The organism is Streptomyces hokutonensis, from assembly GCF_000376565.1.
Taxonomy (GTDB): Bacteria; Actinomycetota; Actinomycetes; order Streptomycetales; family Streptomycetaceae; genus Streptomyces; species Streptomyces hokutonensis.
Window position 1 is genome coordinate 37,866 of sequence record NZ_BARG01000084.1, and the last position, 16,429, is coordinate 54,294.

Genomic DNA, 16,429 nt, shown 5'->3' on the forward strand with positions numbered 1-16,429 from the left:
CTCAGGCCAGCAGCTCCACCTCCGCGAGGGTCGAGGAACCGTCCAGGACCAGGCGGTAATGGGCGTACGAGCCGGGCGACTTGACCGAGAACGCGCGCGTCTGCTTGTCCCAGGTGAAGGACTCGCCGGAGCGCTTGTCGAGCGTCTTCCACTTGGTGCCGTCGGTCGAGCCCTGAAGGGTCCAGCCGGTCGGCGCCGTCGTGTGGTCCGCGGACGAGGTCAGCGTGTACTGGATGCCCTTGACGGCCTTGGCGACCGGCAGGTCCACCGAGGTCACCGTCGCGGCCGTGGCCGACGTGTTGTCGAACAGGGCGCCGTCACCGGCGAGTTGGTCGCTGCGGGGCGTCGGCACCTGGTCGTTCTTGGTGATCGACACCGGCGCCGCGTTCTTGCCGCTGCCCCACGACGAGGGCTTGGAGCCCATGGAGAAGTCCAGCACTCCGCCCTTCTCCAGCAGCGAGTGCGGGAGCGAAGTCGACGTCCAGGGCTTGCCGTTGACCTTCAGGCTCTGGACGTAGACGTTCTTCGTGCTGTTCTTCGGCGCCTTGACGACCAGGTCCTTGCCGTTCTCCAGGTGGACGGTCGCCTTGGTGAACAGCGGGGAGCCGATGGTGTATTCGCCGCTGCCCATCACCAGCGGGTAGAAGCCGAGCGCGGAGAAGAGGTACCAGGCCGACTGCTCGCCGTTGTCCTCGTCGCCGTGGTAGCCCTGCCCGATCTCGCTGCCGGTGTAGAGCCGCGACAGCACCTCGCGCACGTCCTTCTGCGCCTTCCAGGGCTCGCCGGCCGCGTCGTACATGTACGTGACGTGGTGGGCGACCTGGTTGGAGTGTCCGTACTGACCCATCCGGACGTCCCGCGCCTCCGTCATCTCGTGGATGACACCGCCGTAGGAGCCGACGGTGGCGGAGGAGGCCTTCTCCGGGGTGGCGAAGTACTCGTCGAGCTTGTCGCCGAGGGCCTTCTGGCCGCCGTAGAGGTTGGCGAGGCCTCGGCTGTCCTGCGGGGCGGTGAAGGCGTAGCCCCAGCCGTCGGTCTCCGTGTAGTCGTAACCCCAGATCTTCGGGTCGTAACTCGCCGACGCCACGCGCCAGTTGCCCTTGGCGTCCTTGCCCTGGAAGAACCCGGCCTGCTTGTCGAAGAGGTTCACGTAGTCCTGGGCGCGGTTGAGGAAGTACTCCGACTCCTCCTTGTAGCGCTTCTCGCCGGTCTTCTTGTAGAGGGCCAGGCCCATCTGGGCGATGCCGTAGTCGTTGTTGTAGCCCTCCATCGCCCAGGAGAAGCCCTCGCCGGTGTCGGTGCTCGTGTAGCCGAGGAAGGGCGAGGTGGTCATGCCCTTGCGGCCGACGCCCGAGGAGGGCGGGACGACGGTGGCGTTCTTCACGGCCGCGTCGTAGGCCGACCTGGCGTCGAACTGCACGCCCTTGACGTACGCGTCCGCGAACGCGACGTCCGAGGAGGTGCCGGTCATCAGGTCCGCGTAGCCGGGGGAGGACCAGCGGGAGGTCCAGCCGCCGTCCTTGTACTGCTGCACGAACCCGTCGACCATCTCACCTGCCTGACCGGGCGTCAGAAGTGAGTACGCCGGCCAGGTGGTCCGATAGGTGTCCCAGAAGCCGTTGTTGACGTACACCTTGCCGTCGACGATCTTCGCGCCGGTGTGCGTCGGGGTGTCCTGGCTCGGCATCGGGGAGAACGGCGAGGCGTACTGGTAGGTCGAACCCACCTTCTCGAAGCCGGAGTTGGGGTACAGGTACAGCCGGTACATGCTGGAGTAGAGCGTGGTCAGCTGGTCGGGGGTCGCGCCCTCCACCTCGACCTTGCCGAGCAGCTTGTCCCACACCTTCTGGGCCTGGTCCTTGACCGTGTCGAAGGAGGTGCCGTCCGGGATCTCCTGGCTCAGGTTGGCCTTCGCCTGGTCGACACTGATCAGCGAGGTGGCCAGCCGCAGGGTGACCGTGTGGTCGGCGCCCGCCTTGAACCGCAGATAGCCCTTGACGCCGCTGGAGGAGCCGTCCGTCACCGGCGCGTCGAACACGCCGTAGACGAAGAGCCGGGTCGCGCCCGTGGACAGACCGGACTTGACGTCCGAGTAGCCGGTGACGGTCCCGTCGGTCTTGTCGAGGGTCAGGCCCGCCTGCTCGGTGACGTTGTCGAAGATGACGCTCGCGTCGTCGCCGGGGTAGGTGAAGCGCAGCGAGGCCGCGTGGTCGGTCGGGGCCATCTCGGCCTTGAGACCGTTCTCGAACGTGACGCCGTAGTAGTACGGGCGCGCCGTCTCGTTCTCGTGCCTGAACGCCAACTCCCGTGCGTTCGGGTCGGTGTTGGGCGTTCCCGAGGCCGCCGAGGGCATCACCTGGAAGGTCTGCCGGTCGCCCATCCAGGGGCTCGGCTCATGGCTCAGGCTGAGCGCCTGGAGCGTCGGCAGGTTGGCGTCGTTGTTCGCGCGTGCGTAGTCGTAGAGCCAGCTCAGCGACGCCGAATTCGTCACCGGGGTCCAGAAGTTGAAGCCGTGCGGCAGCGCGGTCGCGGGGAAGTTGTTGCCGCGCGAGAAGCTGCCGCTGGAGTTGGTGCCCCGGGTGGTGAGCGCGTAGTCGGACAGATGCGCCTTCGGCTTCTCGGGCGCGACGCTCTTGATGCTCACGTCGTCCAGCCAGCCCCGGAACCTCGCCGGCCCGCTGGGGGAGTCGTAGGCCAGCAGGATCCGGTCGACGGTCTTGCCGGCCGCGACCGAACCGATCCGCGAGAGGACGTTGTTCCACTGGTTGACGTAGAGGATCTTGGCCGCGCCCTGCCCCTGCGGGGTGAGCGCGAAGCCGTGCGAGTCGGTCGCGCCGAGGCCGCTGAGATAGGTGCCGTCGGTGAAGGCGAGGTCGACGGAGACGTTCGTGGCGTCGTAGTCGAGGTCGCCGTCGGCCATCTGCGGGAAGATCTTGTACGACAGCTCGCTGTCCCGGCCGACGGCCACGTCCACGTCGAAGACCTTGTTGTACGAGTACGCCCGCCCCGTCGCCGTATGACGGCCCGCGTACCGCAGCGCGCGCGTCCCGGTGAAGCCGGCGCCCGCCTTGGCGGTGGGGGAGCCGCTGGGGCCGCGGTCGACCAGCGAGAGCATGTCCTCGGGGACCGGGGCGGTGGAGCCGCCGGTGGAGAACTGGACGTCGGCGAGCTGCAGGATGTCGCCGCCGTTGTTCTTGCTCACGTCCAGCCGGAAGTGCTGGTACTCGGCGGGCTCGGCGAGGTCGTACGACTTGGTCTGGAACCGGGCGGAGAACGACTCGCCGGAGCGGGTGTCGACGGTCTTCCAGTCCTTGCCGTCGGTCGACCCCTGGAGGGTCCAGTCCTGCGGGTCGCGCTCGTCGTGGTCGTTGGCCGAAGTCAGCGCGTACGTCACTATTTTGAGCGGTTTGTCGAGATCGAACTCGACCCAGCCCGTCGGTGCGAAGGTGAGCCACTTGGTGCCGGACTCGCCGTCGACGAGGTTCTCCTTCACCTCGCCCGCACCGGTGTTCTCGCCGCTGGCACGCAGGTCCGTGACGTGATCGTCCACATTGCCCGGGATACCGCTGGTGTATCCCCCGTCGACACCGGAGGCCCGCTTGGCGCCGTCGGGCCCGGTGTCCACGGTGTTCAGCCAGTCCGGCGCCGGATCGCCCGTCTCGAAGGAGGAGGCGAACTCCCCGGCCGGAGCGGGAGCCTTGACGGGCAGCGCGACGGCCGCCCCCTGCGAGCCCGCCACCAGAGCGACGGCGGCCACCGAGACGGCCGCCGAACTCCACCATCTGTGATGCATACGAGGGCATCCTCCCTGCACGTGGGACAACGTTGTCAATTTCGACGCGCAGGCAACAGTAGGGAGTCAAGTGGCCAGGGATGTCAAGGGTGTTGAGTGCGGCATTCGAGCGCAATAGCGGGGATTTCTCCGGCATCGAACGCACAGGGCCTTCATATTTCCGCGAGGTCTCACTTCGGAAAAGACCGACAACCTACCCTGCATTCGATCTTGCTCTGTCGACCGGAAGTGGACTATACCTGTCGCGTTCGACACCGCTCTCACAGCAGCACGCACGAAGTACCTCTGCACGACCAAGCTCGACCTGACCGCGGTGCCGGGGAGGATCCGGTTCACCGCCTGAGTCCTGTTGAAGGCGAGGACTTGAGCATGGGATCCACTTCAGCCGAGAACAACGGTTCCAATGGCGTCGGCCGCCGTGATCTGATCAAGCGGTCGGCCGCACTCGGCCTGATCGCCGTACCCACGATGAGTTTCCTGTCCGCCTGTGCCAGCGGTGGCGGGGACGACAGCAGCAGTGACGACAGCACCAAGGGCACCACGTCGAAGTCGAATCCCTTCGGTGTGAAGAAGGGCAGCACGCTCGACGTCGTCGTCTTCAAGGGCGGTTACGGAGACGACTACGCGAAGGCGTGGGAAGCCAACTTCAAGACGAAGATCGGCGTCAGTTCCACCCACACCGGAACGCAGGAGATCACCGGCAAGCTCCAGCCCCGCTTCAACGCGGGCAACCCGCCGGACATCGTCGACGACTCCGGCGCCCAGCAGATCAAGATCGACGTCCTGTACAAGAACGGCCAGTTGCTCGACCTCTCACCGGTCCTGGACGCGCCCGCGATCGACGACCCGACCAAGAAGGTCCGCGATCTGCTGATCCCCGGCACTCTCGACCCGGGTGTCCAGGAGGGCAAGGTCGTCGCCCTCAACTACATCTACACGGTCTGGGGGCTGTGGTACTCCGGCAAGCTCTTCAAGGAGAAGGGCTGGACCCCGCCGAAGACCTGGGACGAGTTCATCGCCGTGTGCCAGAAGGCGAAGGCGGCCGGTATCGGCGGTCTCGCCCACCAGGGCAAGTACCCGTACTACATCAACGTGGCGATCATGGACCTCATCGCCAAGAAGGGCGGGATCGACGCCGTCAAGGCGATCGACAACCTCGACCCGAAGGCGTTCGTCGGCTCGGCCGCCGCGCAGGCCGGCGTCGAGGCGATCTACGAGGTGGTGGAGAAGGGCCTGTTGATGCCCGGCACCAACGGCCTGACCCACACCGAGTCGCAGACCCGCTGGAACCAGTACAAGGCGGCCTTCATCACCTGCGGTTCCTGGCTGGAGAACGAGCAGCTCAAGCTGACGCCGACGGACTTCGACATGAAGTTCCTGCCGATGCCGCTGCTGGCCGACAGCAAGATGCCGTTCGAGGCGATCCGGGCCGGCTCCGGCGAACCCTTCATCATCCCGGCGAAGGCCAAGAACCTCCCCGGCGCCAAGGAGTTCATGCGGCACATGCTCTCCAAGGAGTGGTCGACGCTCTTCGCCAAGGAGGCCAACTCGCTCACCATCCTCAAGGACGGTGTCGACTCCAGCGTCACCCTGCGCCCGGGCACCCAGTCCACGGTCGACGCGTCCAAGGCGGCCGGCGCCAACACCTTCCGCTACCTCTACCCCGACTGGTACAGCGAGATGGACACCTCCATCCAGAACGCGTCCAACGAGCTGATGGCCAAGCGCATCCAGCCCAAGGAGTGGCTGAAGCGCTGTCAGGCCGCGGTCGACAAGCAGGCCAAGGACCCGGCGTCCAAGAAGAACGTGCACTCCTGATCACAACGCCTGATCGCACCACCTGATCACGCTCGGGACACCAGGGGCAGGAAACGCCAATGCGCAAAGGGCAGTACAGGTTCGTCGCGGGATTTCTCTTCGTTCCCGTGGCGCTCTATCTGATCTTCGTGATCTGGCCGTACATCCAGACGTTCGGCTATTCGCTGACCGACTGGAAGGGTGAGTCACAGACCTTCAAGTTCGTCGGACTGGACAACTATCGAGCACTGCTCCACGACGACGTCTTCAAGGAGGCCATCTGGCACAACCTCCTGTTCCTGGTGTTCATCCCGGTGATCACCATTCTGCTCGCCCTCTTCTTCGCCTTCATGGTGAACGCGGGAGGGCGCAGCAAGGCCGGCGGTGTAACGGGAGTCGCCGGCAGCGGGTTCTACAAAATCGTCTACTTCTTCCCACAGGTCCTGTCGCTGGCGATTCTCGCGGTGCTGTTCAACGCCGTGTACCGGAGTGACGGCGGCGGTCTGCTCAACGGTTTTCTGATCAAACTCCACCTGGTCGACGTCAACAATCCGGTGGAGTGGCTCAACGAGCCCAACATGGTGCTGTGGGCACTGATGGCGGTCGTGGTGTGGCACGGCGTCGGTTTCTATCTGGTGCTGTTCTCCGCCGCCATGCAGTCCATTCCCAGGGACATCTACGAGGCCGCTCTGATCGACGGCGCGAACCGCTCCCAGTCCTTCTTCCGGATCACCCTGCCGCTGCTCTGGGAGACCGTCCAGACGGCCTGGGTGTATCTCGGCATCATCGCGATGGACATGTTCGTCCTGGTCTCCTCCATGACCTCGAACATGGGCGCCTACGGAGGCGGTCCCGACCACGGCAGCGACGTCATGTCGACCGTGATGATGCGCAACTTCCTCTACTTCGGGAAGAGCGGCTACGCCTGCGCGATGGGCGTCGTCATGCTGCTGCTCACCCTGGTCCTGTCCGTGGTCACGCTGCGCGCCACCCGCCGTGAGCGCATCGAGTTCTGAGCGGGAGACATACGACGATGAGCGCACCCCTGAAGGAGACCGCCCCCACGGGCGGCACCGTCCCGCCGCAGCCGTCGGTCCGGAAGGCCGGCGCCCGGCCCGGTGAACCACGCGGTGAGGGCGTGGTTCTGAACGTCTTCTCGCACGGCTTCCTGGCCCTGTGGGCCCTGTTGATCGTGCTGCCGCTGCTGTGGCTGGTGTTCAGTTCGTTCAAGACGGACGTGCAGATCGGCAACTCGGCCTTCGGCTGGCCGCACAATTGGTCGTTCGACGTGTTCCGGCGGGCCTGGAACAAGGGCATCGGCGACTACTTCCTGAACACCCTGATCGTGCTGGTGTTCTCGGTGCCGCTGACGATGCTGTTCGGCTCGATGGCCGCGTACGTGCTGGCCCGCTACCAGTTCTGGGGCAACCGGCTGCTGTACTACTTCTTCGTCGCCGGCGCGATGTTCCCGGTGTTCCTGGCGCTGGTCCCGCTGTTCTTCATGGTCAAGCGCCTCGACATGCTGAACACGTACCAGGGGCTGATCCTGGTCTACATCGCCTACTCGATGCCGTTCACGGTGTTCTTCATGCACGCGTTCTTCCGGACGCTGCCCACGGCCGTCTTCGAGGCGGCGATCCTCGACGGCGCTTCGCACACCCGGACGTTCTTCCAAGTGATGTTGCCGATGGCCAAGGCCGGGCTGATCAGCGTCGGCATCTTCAACACCCTCGGCCAGTGGAACCAGTTCATCCTGCCGACGGTCCTGATGCAGCCGCAGAGCGGCTCGGACCCGGAGCGCTATGTCCTCACCCAGGGGCTCATCCAGCTCCAGCAGCAGCAGGGCTACGCCTCCGACCTGCCCGTTCTCTTCGCGGGCGTCACGATCGCCATGATCCCGATGCTGGTCGTCTACCTGTCGTTCCAGCGCCAGGTGCAGTCCGGTCTGACTTCGGCGACGCTGAAGTAACCCGCCTGGGCGACGCGACAGGAAGAGATCGTTCCGCCACCGCTTCCGGCAGGCCGGGAGCGGTGTCCACGTATGTGTCCTGGACCCTCGATGCGGTTCAACCTCTTGACGGGAGGCGACCCTAACGGCTCAGCTTAGAGTTCACTAGTTGGACATAGACGGGGCCTCATCGATGCGGTCCCGCGCGCAGGAGGTCGTCGTGGAGACTCCGGGGTCGCAGTCGTCGCTGCACCGAGCGAATCTAGAGCGGGTCGTGCGAGCGGTGCGGCTGGCCGGGTCGCTCACGCAGGCGGAGATCGCGAGGACGACGGGTCTGTCCGCTGCGACGGTCTCCAACATCGTGCGCGAGCTCAAGGACGGCGGAACGGTCGAGGTCACACCGACCTCGGCGGGTGGCCGCCGGGCCCGCAGCGTGTCGCTGAGCGGGGACGCCGGCATTGTCATCGGCGTCGACTTCGGGCACACGCATTTGCGCGTCGCGGTCGGAAATCTCGCCCATCAGGTGCTGGCCGAGGAGTCTGAACCCGTCGATGTGGACGCCTCCTCCACACAGGGCTTCGACCGGGCGGAAGAGCTGGTCAACCGCCTGATCGCGGCAACCGGAGTGGACCGTTCCAAGATCGCCGGGGTGGGCCTCGGCGTGCCCGGTCCGATCGACGTGGAATCGGGCACCCTGGGCTCCACCGCCATCCTCCCGGGCTGGACCGGCACCAGACCCGCCGAGGAGCTCGGCAGCCGTCTGGGCGTACCGGTGCACGTGGACAACGACGCCAACCTCGGCGCCCTCGGTGAGCTGGTCTGGGGCAGTGGGCGGGGCGTCAGGGACCTGGCGTACATCAAGGTCGCGAGCGGGGTCGGCGCGGGGCTGGTCATCAACGGCAAGATCTACCGGGGCCCGGGTGGCACAGCGGGAGAAATCGGGCATATTACTCTTGATGAGTCCGGCCCTGTCTGCCGTTGCGGAAACCGGGGCTGCCTGGAGACCTTCACGGCCGCGCGCTATGTGCTGCCGCTCCTCCAGTCCAGCCACGGCACCGACCTGACCATGGAGGGAGTCGTACGGCTGGCGCGGGACGGAGACCCGGGCTGTCGTCGGGTGATCGCCGACGTCGGCCGACACATCGGCAGTGGAGTCGCCAATCTCTGCAATTTGCTGAACCCGAGCCGAGTGGTCCTCGGTGGCGATCTCGCCGAGGCCGGTGAGCTGGTGCTCGGGCCGATCAGGGAGTCTGTCGGCCGCTATGCGATCCCCAGTGCGGCGCGTCAACTGTCCGTTCTCCCGGGGGCACTTGGAGGCCGTGCGGAGGTGCTCGGAGCACTCGCTCTCGCGCTCAGCGAGATGGGCGATTCGACACTTTTGGACGGGTCGCTGACCGCAGCGACACCTGTCTTCACTTAGAGAACGCACGACGCCGTTGCCATCTCGTTAAGTATTTACTTCTTGACGTCGCACGCGTGGCCGAGTTGACTTCCAGCCACCTCGGCCGCAACGACGCGGCCTCGTCAGGGAGGTTTCTGAAGTGAACACGCGTATGCGTCGTGCCGCCGTTGCTGTCATCGCCACCACGATGGCCGTTTCGCTGGCCGCCTGTGGCAAGGCCGGCGACGACAAGAAGTCCGACAGCAGCTCCTCGAGCTCCTCGGGCGGTACCAACGCCAAGATCGGTCTGCTCCTGCCCGACAGCGTCACCACGCGGTACGAGAAGTTCGACAAGCCGTACTTCGAGGCCAAGGTCAAGGAGCTCTGCTCCGGCTGCACCGTCGAGTACAACAACGCCAACGCCAGCGCGGCCACCCAGGCCCAGCAGGTCAGCAGCATGATCACCAAGGGCGTCAAGGTCATCGTGATCAGCGCCCAGGACTCCGCCGCGATCAAGTCCTCGATCCAGCAGGCGGTCGACAAGGGCATCAAGGTCGTCGCGTACGACCGTCTGGCCCAGGGCCCGGTCTCGGCCTACGTCTCCTTCGACAACGTCCAGGTCGGCAAGCTCCAGGGTGAGGCCCTCCTCGCCGCGCTGGGCTCGAAGGCCACCCCCTCGGCGAACGTCGTCATGATCAACGGTGACGACGCCGACCCGAACGCCGCGCAGTTCAAGAAGGGCGCCCACGAGGCCCTCGACGGCAAGGTCAAGATCGCCTACGAGCAGTCGGGTCTGTGGAAGGACACCGTCGCCGGGCAGAAGATGTCCGCGGCCATCACGCAGATCGGTGCCAGCAAGATCGCGGGCGTCTACTCCGCCAACGACGGCATGGCCGGTGGCATCGCCACCGTCCTCAAGGGCGCCAAGATCAGCGGCATCCCGCTGACGGGCCAGGACGCGGAGCTCGCCGGTATCCAGCGCATCGTCGCCGGTACCCAGTCCTCCACCGTCTACAAGGCCTTCAAGCCGGAGGCCGAGGCCGCCGCGACGCTCGCCGTGGACCTGGCGCAGGGCAAGAGCATCACCTCGCTCGCCACCACCACCCAGACCAGTGGCTCCGGCGACAAGGTGCCCTCGCAGCTGCTGACCCCGGTGTCGGTCACCAAGGCCAACATCAAGGACACGGTCATCAAGGACGGTCTCTACACCGTCGCGCAGATCTGCACCTCGGAGTACGCCGCGGCGTGCAAGGCGGCCGGTCTGTCGTAACCACCGCCCAGCGGTGACAAAGCCCCTTCGGCGTCCGCCCCACCTTCCAACCCCGCTGTGGGGCGGGCGCCGATCGGAACCTGTGCGAACGCAGCCGTTGCCAACTGGCACCGGCCGCGCGCATGTTCATCTTGTAAATCTGTGCCTAGGCACAACCCTCCGCGCCTTTTGACAAGCGCGGCATCCCCGCCGGTCAGGCGGCGAAGGAGATGGTTCACGTGTCCGCTACGCCCGTGCTGGCGTTGCGCGGAGTCTCCAAGCGATTCGGTGCGGTGCAGGCCCTCACCGACGTAGAGCTGGAGGTTCACGCCGGAGAAGTGGTCGCACTGGTCGGCGACAACGGCGCAGGAAAGTCCACCCTGGTGAAGACGATCGCCGGTGTGCACCCCATCGATGAAGGAGTCATCGAATGGGAGGGCAACCCGGTCAGCATCAACAAGCCGCACGACGCCCAGGGACTCGGCGTCGCGACGGTCTACCAGGACCTCGCGCTGTGCGACAACCTCGACGTCGTCGGCAATCTGTACCTCGGGCGTGAGCTGCTTCGCCGTGGCATCATCGACGAGGTCACGATGGAGAAGAACTCCCGCGAACTGCTGAGCACTCTCTCCATCCGCATCCCGAGCGTGCGGATCCCGATCGCCAGCCTCTCCGGTGGCCAGCGGCAGGTCGTCGCCATCGCCCGCGCGCTGATCGGTGACCCCAAGGTCGTCATCCTCGACGAGCCCACCGCCGCCCTCGGCGTCGAGCAGACCGCTCAGGTCCTCGACCTGGTCGAGCGGCTGCGCGAGCGCAACCTCGGCGTCATCCTCATCAGCCACAACATGGCCGACGTCAAGGCGGTCGCCGACACCGTCAACGTGCTGCGCCTGGGCAAGAACAACGGCTCCTTCCCGGTGAAGGACACCAGTCAGGAAACGATCATCGCCGCGATCACCGGTGCCACGGACAACGCCGTGACCCGTCGTGCGGTGCGCAGCACGGAGGCGGCAAAGTGAGCGACACGTCAGGCACCGTGAAGAAGGACGCGGTCGAACCGACCGCCCCGGCTCCGGCCGACGACCCCACGGCGGCGACCGCTGCCGCCACCGTCGTCGACCCTCGTCTGCTGGTCCGCGATGAGGGCTTCAAGGGCTACATCACCGAGTTCAGGCGCAGGGTCAAGGGCGGTGAACTCGGCTCGCTGCCGGTCATCGTCGGCCTGATCGTCATCGGCATCATCTTCCAGGCCCAGAACAGCCGGTTCCTGAGCGCGGACAACCTGTCCAACATCAGCTACTACCTGTCGGCCACCGGCATGCTCTCCATCGGCCTGGTCTTCGTGCTGCTGCTCGGCGAGATCGACCTGTCCGTCGGCTCGGTCAGCGGTCTGGCGTCCACCCTGTTCGCCGTCTTCGTGGTCAACCACGGGATGAACGGCTGGCTGGCGCTGTTCCTGACCATCGTCACGGGTGTCGGCATCGGCGCGCTGCACGGCTTCTTCTTCGCGAGGATCGGCGTACCGGCCTTCGTCGTGACACTGGCCGGCTTCCTCGGCTGGAACGGTCTGATGCTGTGGCTGCTCGGTTCGAGCGGCACCATCAACATCCCGGACGAGGGCCCGGTGCACCTGCTCGGCCAGAGCTCGTTCTTCATGGACCAGTCGATCGCCGGCGCCTACATCCTGGCCGCCCTCGGCACCGCGTCCCTGCTCTTCGGCTCGCTCACCGACCAGCGCCGCCGCAAGGCCGCCGGGGTGCCCTTCCGGCCCACCAGCGAGATCCTGCTGCGGGTCGTGCTGCTCGCCGTGGCCGCGTTCGTCACCGCCGCGGTGCTGAACTCGTCCTCCGGTGTCTCCAACTCGCTGGTGATCTTCCTCGCCTCCCTGGTGATCGTGGACTTCGTGCTCCGCCGTACCCCGTACGGCCGCAAGGTCTTCGCGGTCGGCGGCGGCATCGAGGCCGCGCGCCGTGCCGGTATCAACGTCTCCATGATCCGCATCACCGTGTTCGCCATCTCCGGCGGCTTCGCGGCGGTCGGCGGTATGTTCTTCGCCGGTCAGACCCAGAGCGCCACGCTGAACGCCGGCGGCGGCAACACCCTGATGCTGGCCATCGCGGCGGCCGTCATCGGCGGTACGAGCCTCTTCGGCGGCCGCGGCACCGTCTGGTCCGCGCTGCTGGGCATGCTCGTCATCCAGTCGATCCAGACCGGTCTCGACCTGCTCAACATGAACACGTCGATCCAGTACATGATCACGGGTGGCGTTCTCCTCGGCGCGGTCGTCATCGACTCCGTGTCCCGCAAGAGCCAGAAGGCGGCAGGTCGCGGCTGACCTGCGTCCTTTCGGACCAGTGCCCGGTACCGATCGCGGTACCGGGCACAGTCATGTCACAGGAAAGGTCGTAGGACAGGCTGTTCTTGGGTACAGCCGATCGCGTGACGTACGACGCACAGCCCGGGCGCGGTCCGCGAAGGCGGAACATTAGACTCGACAAGCCCGGCAACAGCTCGATCAGCTCTACTCGCAAGGAGGCACGGGTGCCGCTGCTGACCCGCATCAGGGGACCGCGCGATCTGGACCGGCTCAGCCTGGAGCAGCTGGACCAGCTGGCCGAGGAGATCCGGACCTTCCTCGTCGACGCCGTCTCCAAGACCGGCGGCCACCTCGGCCCGAACCTCGGTGTGGTCGAGCTGACCATCGCCCTGCACCGCGTCTTCGAGTCCCCGAAGGACCGCGTGCTGTGGGACACCGGCCACCAGTCCTACGTGCACAAGCTGCTCACCGGCCGCCAGGACTTCTCGAAGCTGAAGCAGAAGGGCGGCCTCTCCGGCTACCCCTCGCAGGCCGAGTCCGAGCACGACGTCATCGAGAACTCGCACGCCTCCACGGTCCTCGGCTGGGCCGACGGCCTCGCCAAGGCCAACCAGGTGCTGAAACGCGAGGACCACGTGGTCGCCGTGATCGGTGACGGCGCGCTGACCGGCGGTATGGCCTGGGAGGCGCTGAACAACATCGCCGACGCCAAGGACCGCCCCCTCGTCATCGTCGTCAACGACAACGAGCGGTCCTACGCACCGACCATCGGCGGCCTCGCGAACCACCTGGCGACCCTGCGGACCACCGACGGCTACGAGCGCTTCCTGGCCCGCGGCAAGGACCTCCTCGGGCGCACCCCGGTCGTCGGCAAGCCCCTCTACGAGACGCTGCACGGCGCGAAGAAGGGGCTGAAGGACTTCATCGCCCCGCAGGGCATGTTCGAGGACCTCGGCCTCAAGTACGTCGGCCCCATCGACGGCCACGACATCGAGGCGATGGAGTCCGCGCTGGCCCGCGCCAAGCGCTTCGGCGGCCCGGTGATCGTGCACGTCCTCACCGAGAAGGGCCGCGGCTACCAGCCCGCCCTCCAGGACGAGGCCGACCGCTTCCACGGCATCGGCCCCATCCACCCCGACACCGGCCTTCCCATCAAGGCCTCCGGCGCCGACTGGACCTCCGTCTTCGGCGACGAGATGGTCGCGCTCGGCCAGGAGCGCGAGGACGTCGTCGCGATCACCGCCGCGATGCTCCAGCCGGTCGGCCTCAAGAAGTTCGCCGACGCCTTCCCGAACCGGATCTACGACGTCGGCATCGCCGAGCAGCACGGCGCCGTCTCCGCGGCGGGCCTCGCCACGGGCGGTCTGCATCCGGTGTTCGCGGTGTACGCCACATTCCTGAACCGTGCCTTCGACCAGGTCCTCATGGATGTCGCCCTCCACAAGTGCGGTGTGACCTTCGTACTGGACCGGGCCGGCGTCACCGGCACCGACGGCGCCTCCCACAACGGCATGTGGGACATGTCGATCCTCCAGGTCGTCCCCGGCCTCCGGCTCGCCGCCCCGCGCGACGCCGACCAGGTCCGCGCCCAGCTCCGCGAGGCCGTCCAGGTCAAGGACGCGCCGACCGTGGTCCGCTTCTCCAAGGGCGCGGTCGGCCCCGCGGTGCCCGCCGTGGGCCGCATCGGCGGCATGGACGTGCTGCGCGCGCCCGGCACCGACGCCCCGGACGTCCTGCTCGTCTCCGTCGGCGCGCTTGCGCCGATGTGCCTGGAGATCGCCGGCCTCCTCGACAAGCAGGGCATCACCACCACCGTCGTCGACCCGCGCTGGGTCAAGCCCGTCGACGAGGCCATGGCGCCGCTCGCCGAGCAGCACCGCGTGGTCGTCACCGTAGAGGACAACTCCCGTGTCGGCGGCGTCGGTTCGTCGATCGCCCAGGCCCTGCGCGACGCGGGCGTGGATGTTCCGCTCCGCGACTTCGGCATCCCGCCGCGCTTCCTCGACCACGCCTCGCGCGCCGAGGTGATGACGGAGATCGGCCTCACCGCACCGGACATCGCCCGCCAGGTGACCGGCCTGGTCTCGAAGCTCGACGGCCGCTTCGACCGGCCCACGGCGGAGGTCGACTCGGTGGAGTCGGCCCGGGACTGACACGGCCGAATGGGCTGCTTCCACCACTCGTTGCAGTGGTGAAAGCAGCCCATTCGCGTGAACCCGCCCGCGTCGGGGCATACGCACATCGCCCCCTCTCGATCATGTCGAGGACGCCAAGCGTGGGAGGTACACCCGTGAGCAGCACCCTCTTCCGGACGAAGAGAGTCGAACAGTCCATCCAGGACACCGAGGAACCGGAGCACGCGCTCAGAAAGTCCCTCTCGGCCCTGGATCTGACGGTGTTCGGCGTCGGAGTGGTCATCGGCACCGGCATCTTCGTCCTCACCGGCACCGCCGCAAAGAACAACGCCGGTCCGGCGGTCTCCCTGTCCTTCGTCGTGGCCGGCGTCGTCTGTGCCCTCGCGGCGCTCTGCTACGCCGAGTTCGCGTCCACGGTCCCGGTCGCGGGCTCCGCGTACACCTTCTCGTACGCCTCCCTCGGCGAACTCCCCGCCTGGACCATCGGCTGGGACCTGGTCCTCGAACTCGCGCTCGGCACGGCGGTGGTGGCGGTCGGCTGGTCCGGTTACATCCACTCGCTGCTGGACAACGCGGGCTGGCATCTGCCCGAGGCGCTCAGCGGCCGGGACGGCGCCCACGGCTTCGGCTTCGACATCCTCGCCGCCGCGCTCGTCCTGGTCCTCACCGCGATCCTCGTGCTCGGCATGAAGCTCTCCGCGCGGGTGACCTCCGTCGTCGTCGCCATCAAGGTGGCCGTCGTCCTCGTGGTGATCGTCGCGGGCGCCTTCTTCATCAAGGGCGACAACTACAAGCCGTTCATCCCCAAGTCGCAGGCCGTGGAGGCGGGCGGCAACCTCAAGGCCCCGCTCATCCAGCTGATGTTCGGCTGGGCGCCCTCCAACTTCGGCGTCATGGGCATCTTCACCGCCGCCTCCGTGGTCTTCTTCGCCTTCATCGGCTTCGACGTCGTCGCCACCGCGGCCGAGGAGACCCGCAACCCGCAGCGGGACGTACCGCGCGGCATCCTCGGCTCACTGATCATCTGCACCACGCTGTACGTCGCCGTGTCGATCGTCGTCACCGGCATGCAGAAGTACAGCTCCCTGTCGATCGACGCACCCCTCGCGGACGCGTTCAAGGCCACCGGACACCCGTGGTTCGCGGGCCTGATCAGCTTCGGCGCCGCGATCGGCCTGACGACGGTGTGCATGATCCTTCTCCTGGGCCAGGCCCGGGTCTTCTTCGCGATGAGCCGAGACGGTCTCCTGCCCCGTTTCTTCTCGCACGTCCACCCGCGCTTCCGTACCCCGTACCGCCCGACCATCCTCCTGGGCGTGGTCATCGCGATCGTCTCGGGCTTCACGAGCCTCAGTGAACTCGCCGAACTGGTCAACATCGGCACCCTGTTCGCCTTCATCGTGGTCGCGATCGGCGTGATCATCCTCCGGAACAAGCGCCCCGACCTGCCCCGCTCCTTCCGCACCCCCCTGGTCCCGGCCCTCCCCATCCTCTCGGTCCTCGCCTCCCTCTGGCTGATGCTCAACCTCCCCGCCGAGACCTGGCTCCGTTTCGCCATCTGGATGGCGATCGGCTTCGTCGTCTACTTCTTCTACGGCCGCACCCACAGCCGGCTCGGACAGCAGCAGGCGGCGGAGGCGGGCCGCTGACGACAGTCGCCAACCGCCTTGCCCCACCGGCCCCGTGGGCCCCGCTCCGGCGGAATCCGCGGGGCCGGACCGCGTGCCCACCCTGACCGGAATTGGCTGTCGCCGTACCGGGGCCGACCCGTAAGCTGCCTCTGCCGCCCTTGTATCGACCGGAAACGAC

Annotated in this window: 10 protein-coding genes; 9 read left to right on the forward strand and 1 reads right to left on the reverse strand. The window is 66.9% G+C overall.

Features of this window, described 5'->3' with window-relative positions; all coding sequences use genetic code 11:
• Nucleotide 1: 1 nt before the first annotated feature.
• Nucleotides 2-3,793 carry a GH92 family glycosyl hydrolase gene (locus SSP08S_RS43425; RefSeq protein ID WP_019073919.1) on the reverse strand — a complete coding sequence of 1,264 codons (3,792 nt, stop codon included), beginning with the start codon at nucleotides 3,791-3,793 and terminating at the stop codon, nucleotides 2-4.
• 369 nt (nucleotides 3,794-4,162) lie between these two features.
• On the opposite strand from SSP08S_RS43425, the gene ngcE reads away from it, so the two are divergent.
• The 9 genes from ngcE to SSP08S_RS43470 all read left to right on the forward strand — a co-directional run bounded on the left by ngcE (nucleotide 4,163) and on the right by SSP08S_RS43470 (nucleotide 16,269).
• A complete protein-coding gene (ngcE, locus tag SSP08S_RS43430) occupies nucleotides 4,163-5,611 on the forward strand; it encodes an N-acetylglucosamine/diacetylchitobiose ABC transporter substrate-binding protein (RefSeq protein ID WP_019073920.1) in 1,449 nt (482 codons plus the stop codon).
• 59 nt (nucleotides 5,612-5,670) lie between these two features.
• Entirely contained in the window at nucleotides 5,671-6,606 is a 936-nt protein-coding gene (locus tag SSP08S_RS43435; RefSeq protein ID WP_019073921.1) for a carbohydrate ABC transporter permease, read from the forward strand.
• Nucleotides 6,607-6,623: 17 nt separating this feature from the next.
• Complete coding sequence (locus SSP08S_RS43440) at nucleotides 6,624-7,559, forward strand: carbohydrate ABC transporter permease (protein ID WP_019073922.1); 936 nt, start codon at nucleotides 6,624-6,626, stop codon at nucleotides 7,557-7,559.
• A 199-nt stretch (nucleotides 7,560-7,758) separates the two neighbouring features.
• Nucleotides 7,759-8,958, forward strand: a complete 1,200-nt coding sequence (locus SSP08S_RS43445; RefSeq protein WP_026179345.1) for an ROK family transcriptional regulator — start codon at nucleotides 7,759-7,761, stop codon at nucleotides 8,956-8,958.
• A 133-nt stretch (nucleotides 8,959-9,091) separates the two neighbouring features.
• The gene (locus tag SSP08S_RS43450; RefSeq protein ID WP_019073924.1) at nucleotides 9,092-10,189 is read left to right on the forward strand and encodes a sugar ABC transporter substrate-binding protein; all 1,098 of its coding nucleotides are present in this window, start codon (nucleotides 9,092-9,094) and stop codon (nucleotides 10,187-10,189) included.
• Nucleotides 10,190-10,398: 209 nt separating this feature from the next.
• Nucleotides 10,399-11,187 (forward strand): ATP-binding cassette domain-containing protein, encoded by a 789-nt coding sequence (locus SSP08S_RS43455; protein WP_078532725.1) that lies wholly within the window; start codon nucleotides 10,399-10,401, stop codon nucleotides 11,185-11,187.
• Nucleotides 11,184-12,503: a sugar ABC transporter permease gene (locus tag SSP08S_RS43460; protein WP_019073926.1), complete on the forward strand. Its 1,320-nt coding sequence runs from the start codon at nucleotides 11,184-11,186 to the stop codon at nucleotides 12,501-12,503. Before SSP08S_RS43455 ends, SSP08S_RS43460 begins: the two co-directional genes overlap by 4 nt.
• Nucleotides 12,504-12,709: 206 nt before the next feature.
• Nucleotides 12,710-14,638 (forward strand): 1-deoxy-D-xylulose-5-phosphate synthase, encoded by a 1,929-nt coding sequence (gene dxs, locus SSP08S_RS43465; protein ID WP_019073927.1) that lies wholly within the window; start codon nucleotides 12,710-12,712, stop codon nucleotides 14,636-14,638.
• A 137-nt stretch (nucleotides 14,639-14,775) separates the two neighbouring features.
• Complete coding sequence (locus SSP08S_RS43470; protein WP_019073928.1) at nucleotides 14,776-16,269, forward strand: amino acid permease; 1,494 nt, start codon at nucleotides 14,776-14,778, stop codon at nucleotides 16,267-16,269.
• Nucleotides 16,270-16,429: the final 160 nt, after the last annotated feature.

What these genes read in the sequence shown, in the direction of transcription:
- SSP08S_RS43425 (WP_019073919.1), bottom strand. Translation starts at nt 3,793, where the DNA reads ATGCATCACAGATGGTGGAGTTCGGCGGCCGTCTCGGTGGCCGCCGTC.
- ngcE (WP_019073920.1), top strand. Translation starts at nt 4,163, where the DNA reads ATGGGATCCACTTCAGCCGAGAACAACGGTTCCAATGGCGTCGGCCGC.
- SSP08S_RS43435 (WP_019073921.1), top strand. Translation starts at nt 5,671, where the DNA reads ATGCGCAAAGGGCAGTACAGGTTCGTCGCGGGATTTCTCTTCGTTCCC.
- SSP08S_RS43440 (WP_019073922.1), top strand. Translation starts at nt 6,624, where the DNA reads ATGAGCGCACCCCTGAAGGAGACCGCCCCCACGGGCGGCACCGTCCCG.
- SSP08S_RS43450 (WP_019073924.1), top strand. Translation starts at nt 9,092, where the DNA reads ATGCGTCGTGCCGCCGTTGCTGTCATCGCCACCACGATGGCCGTTTCG.
- SSP08S_RS43455 (WP_078532725.1), top strand. Translation starts at nt 10,399, where the DNA reads ATGGTTCACGTGTCCGCTACGCCCGTGCTGGCGTTGCGCGGAGTCTCC.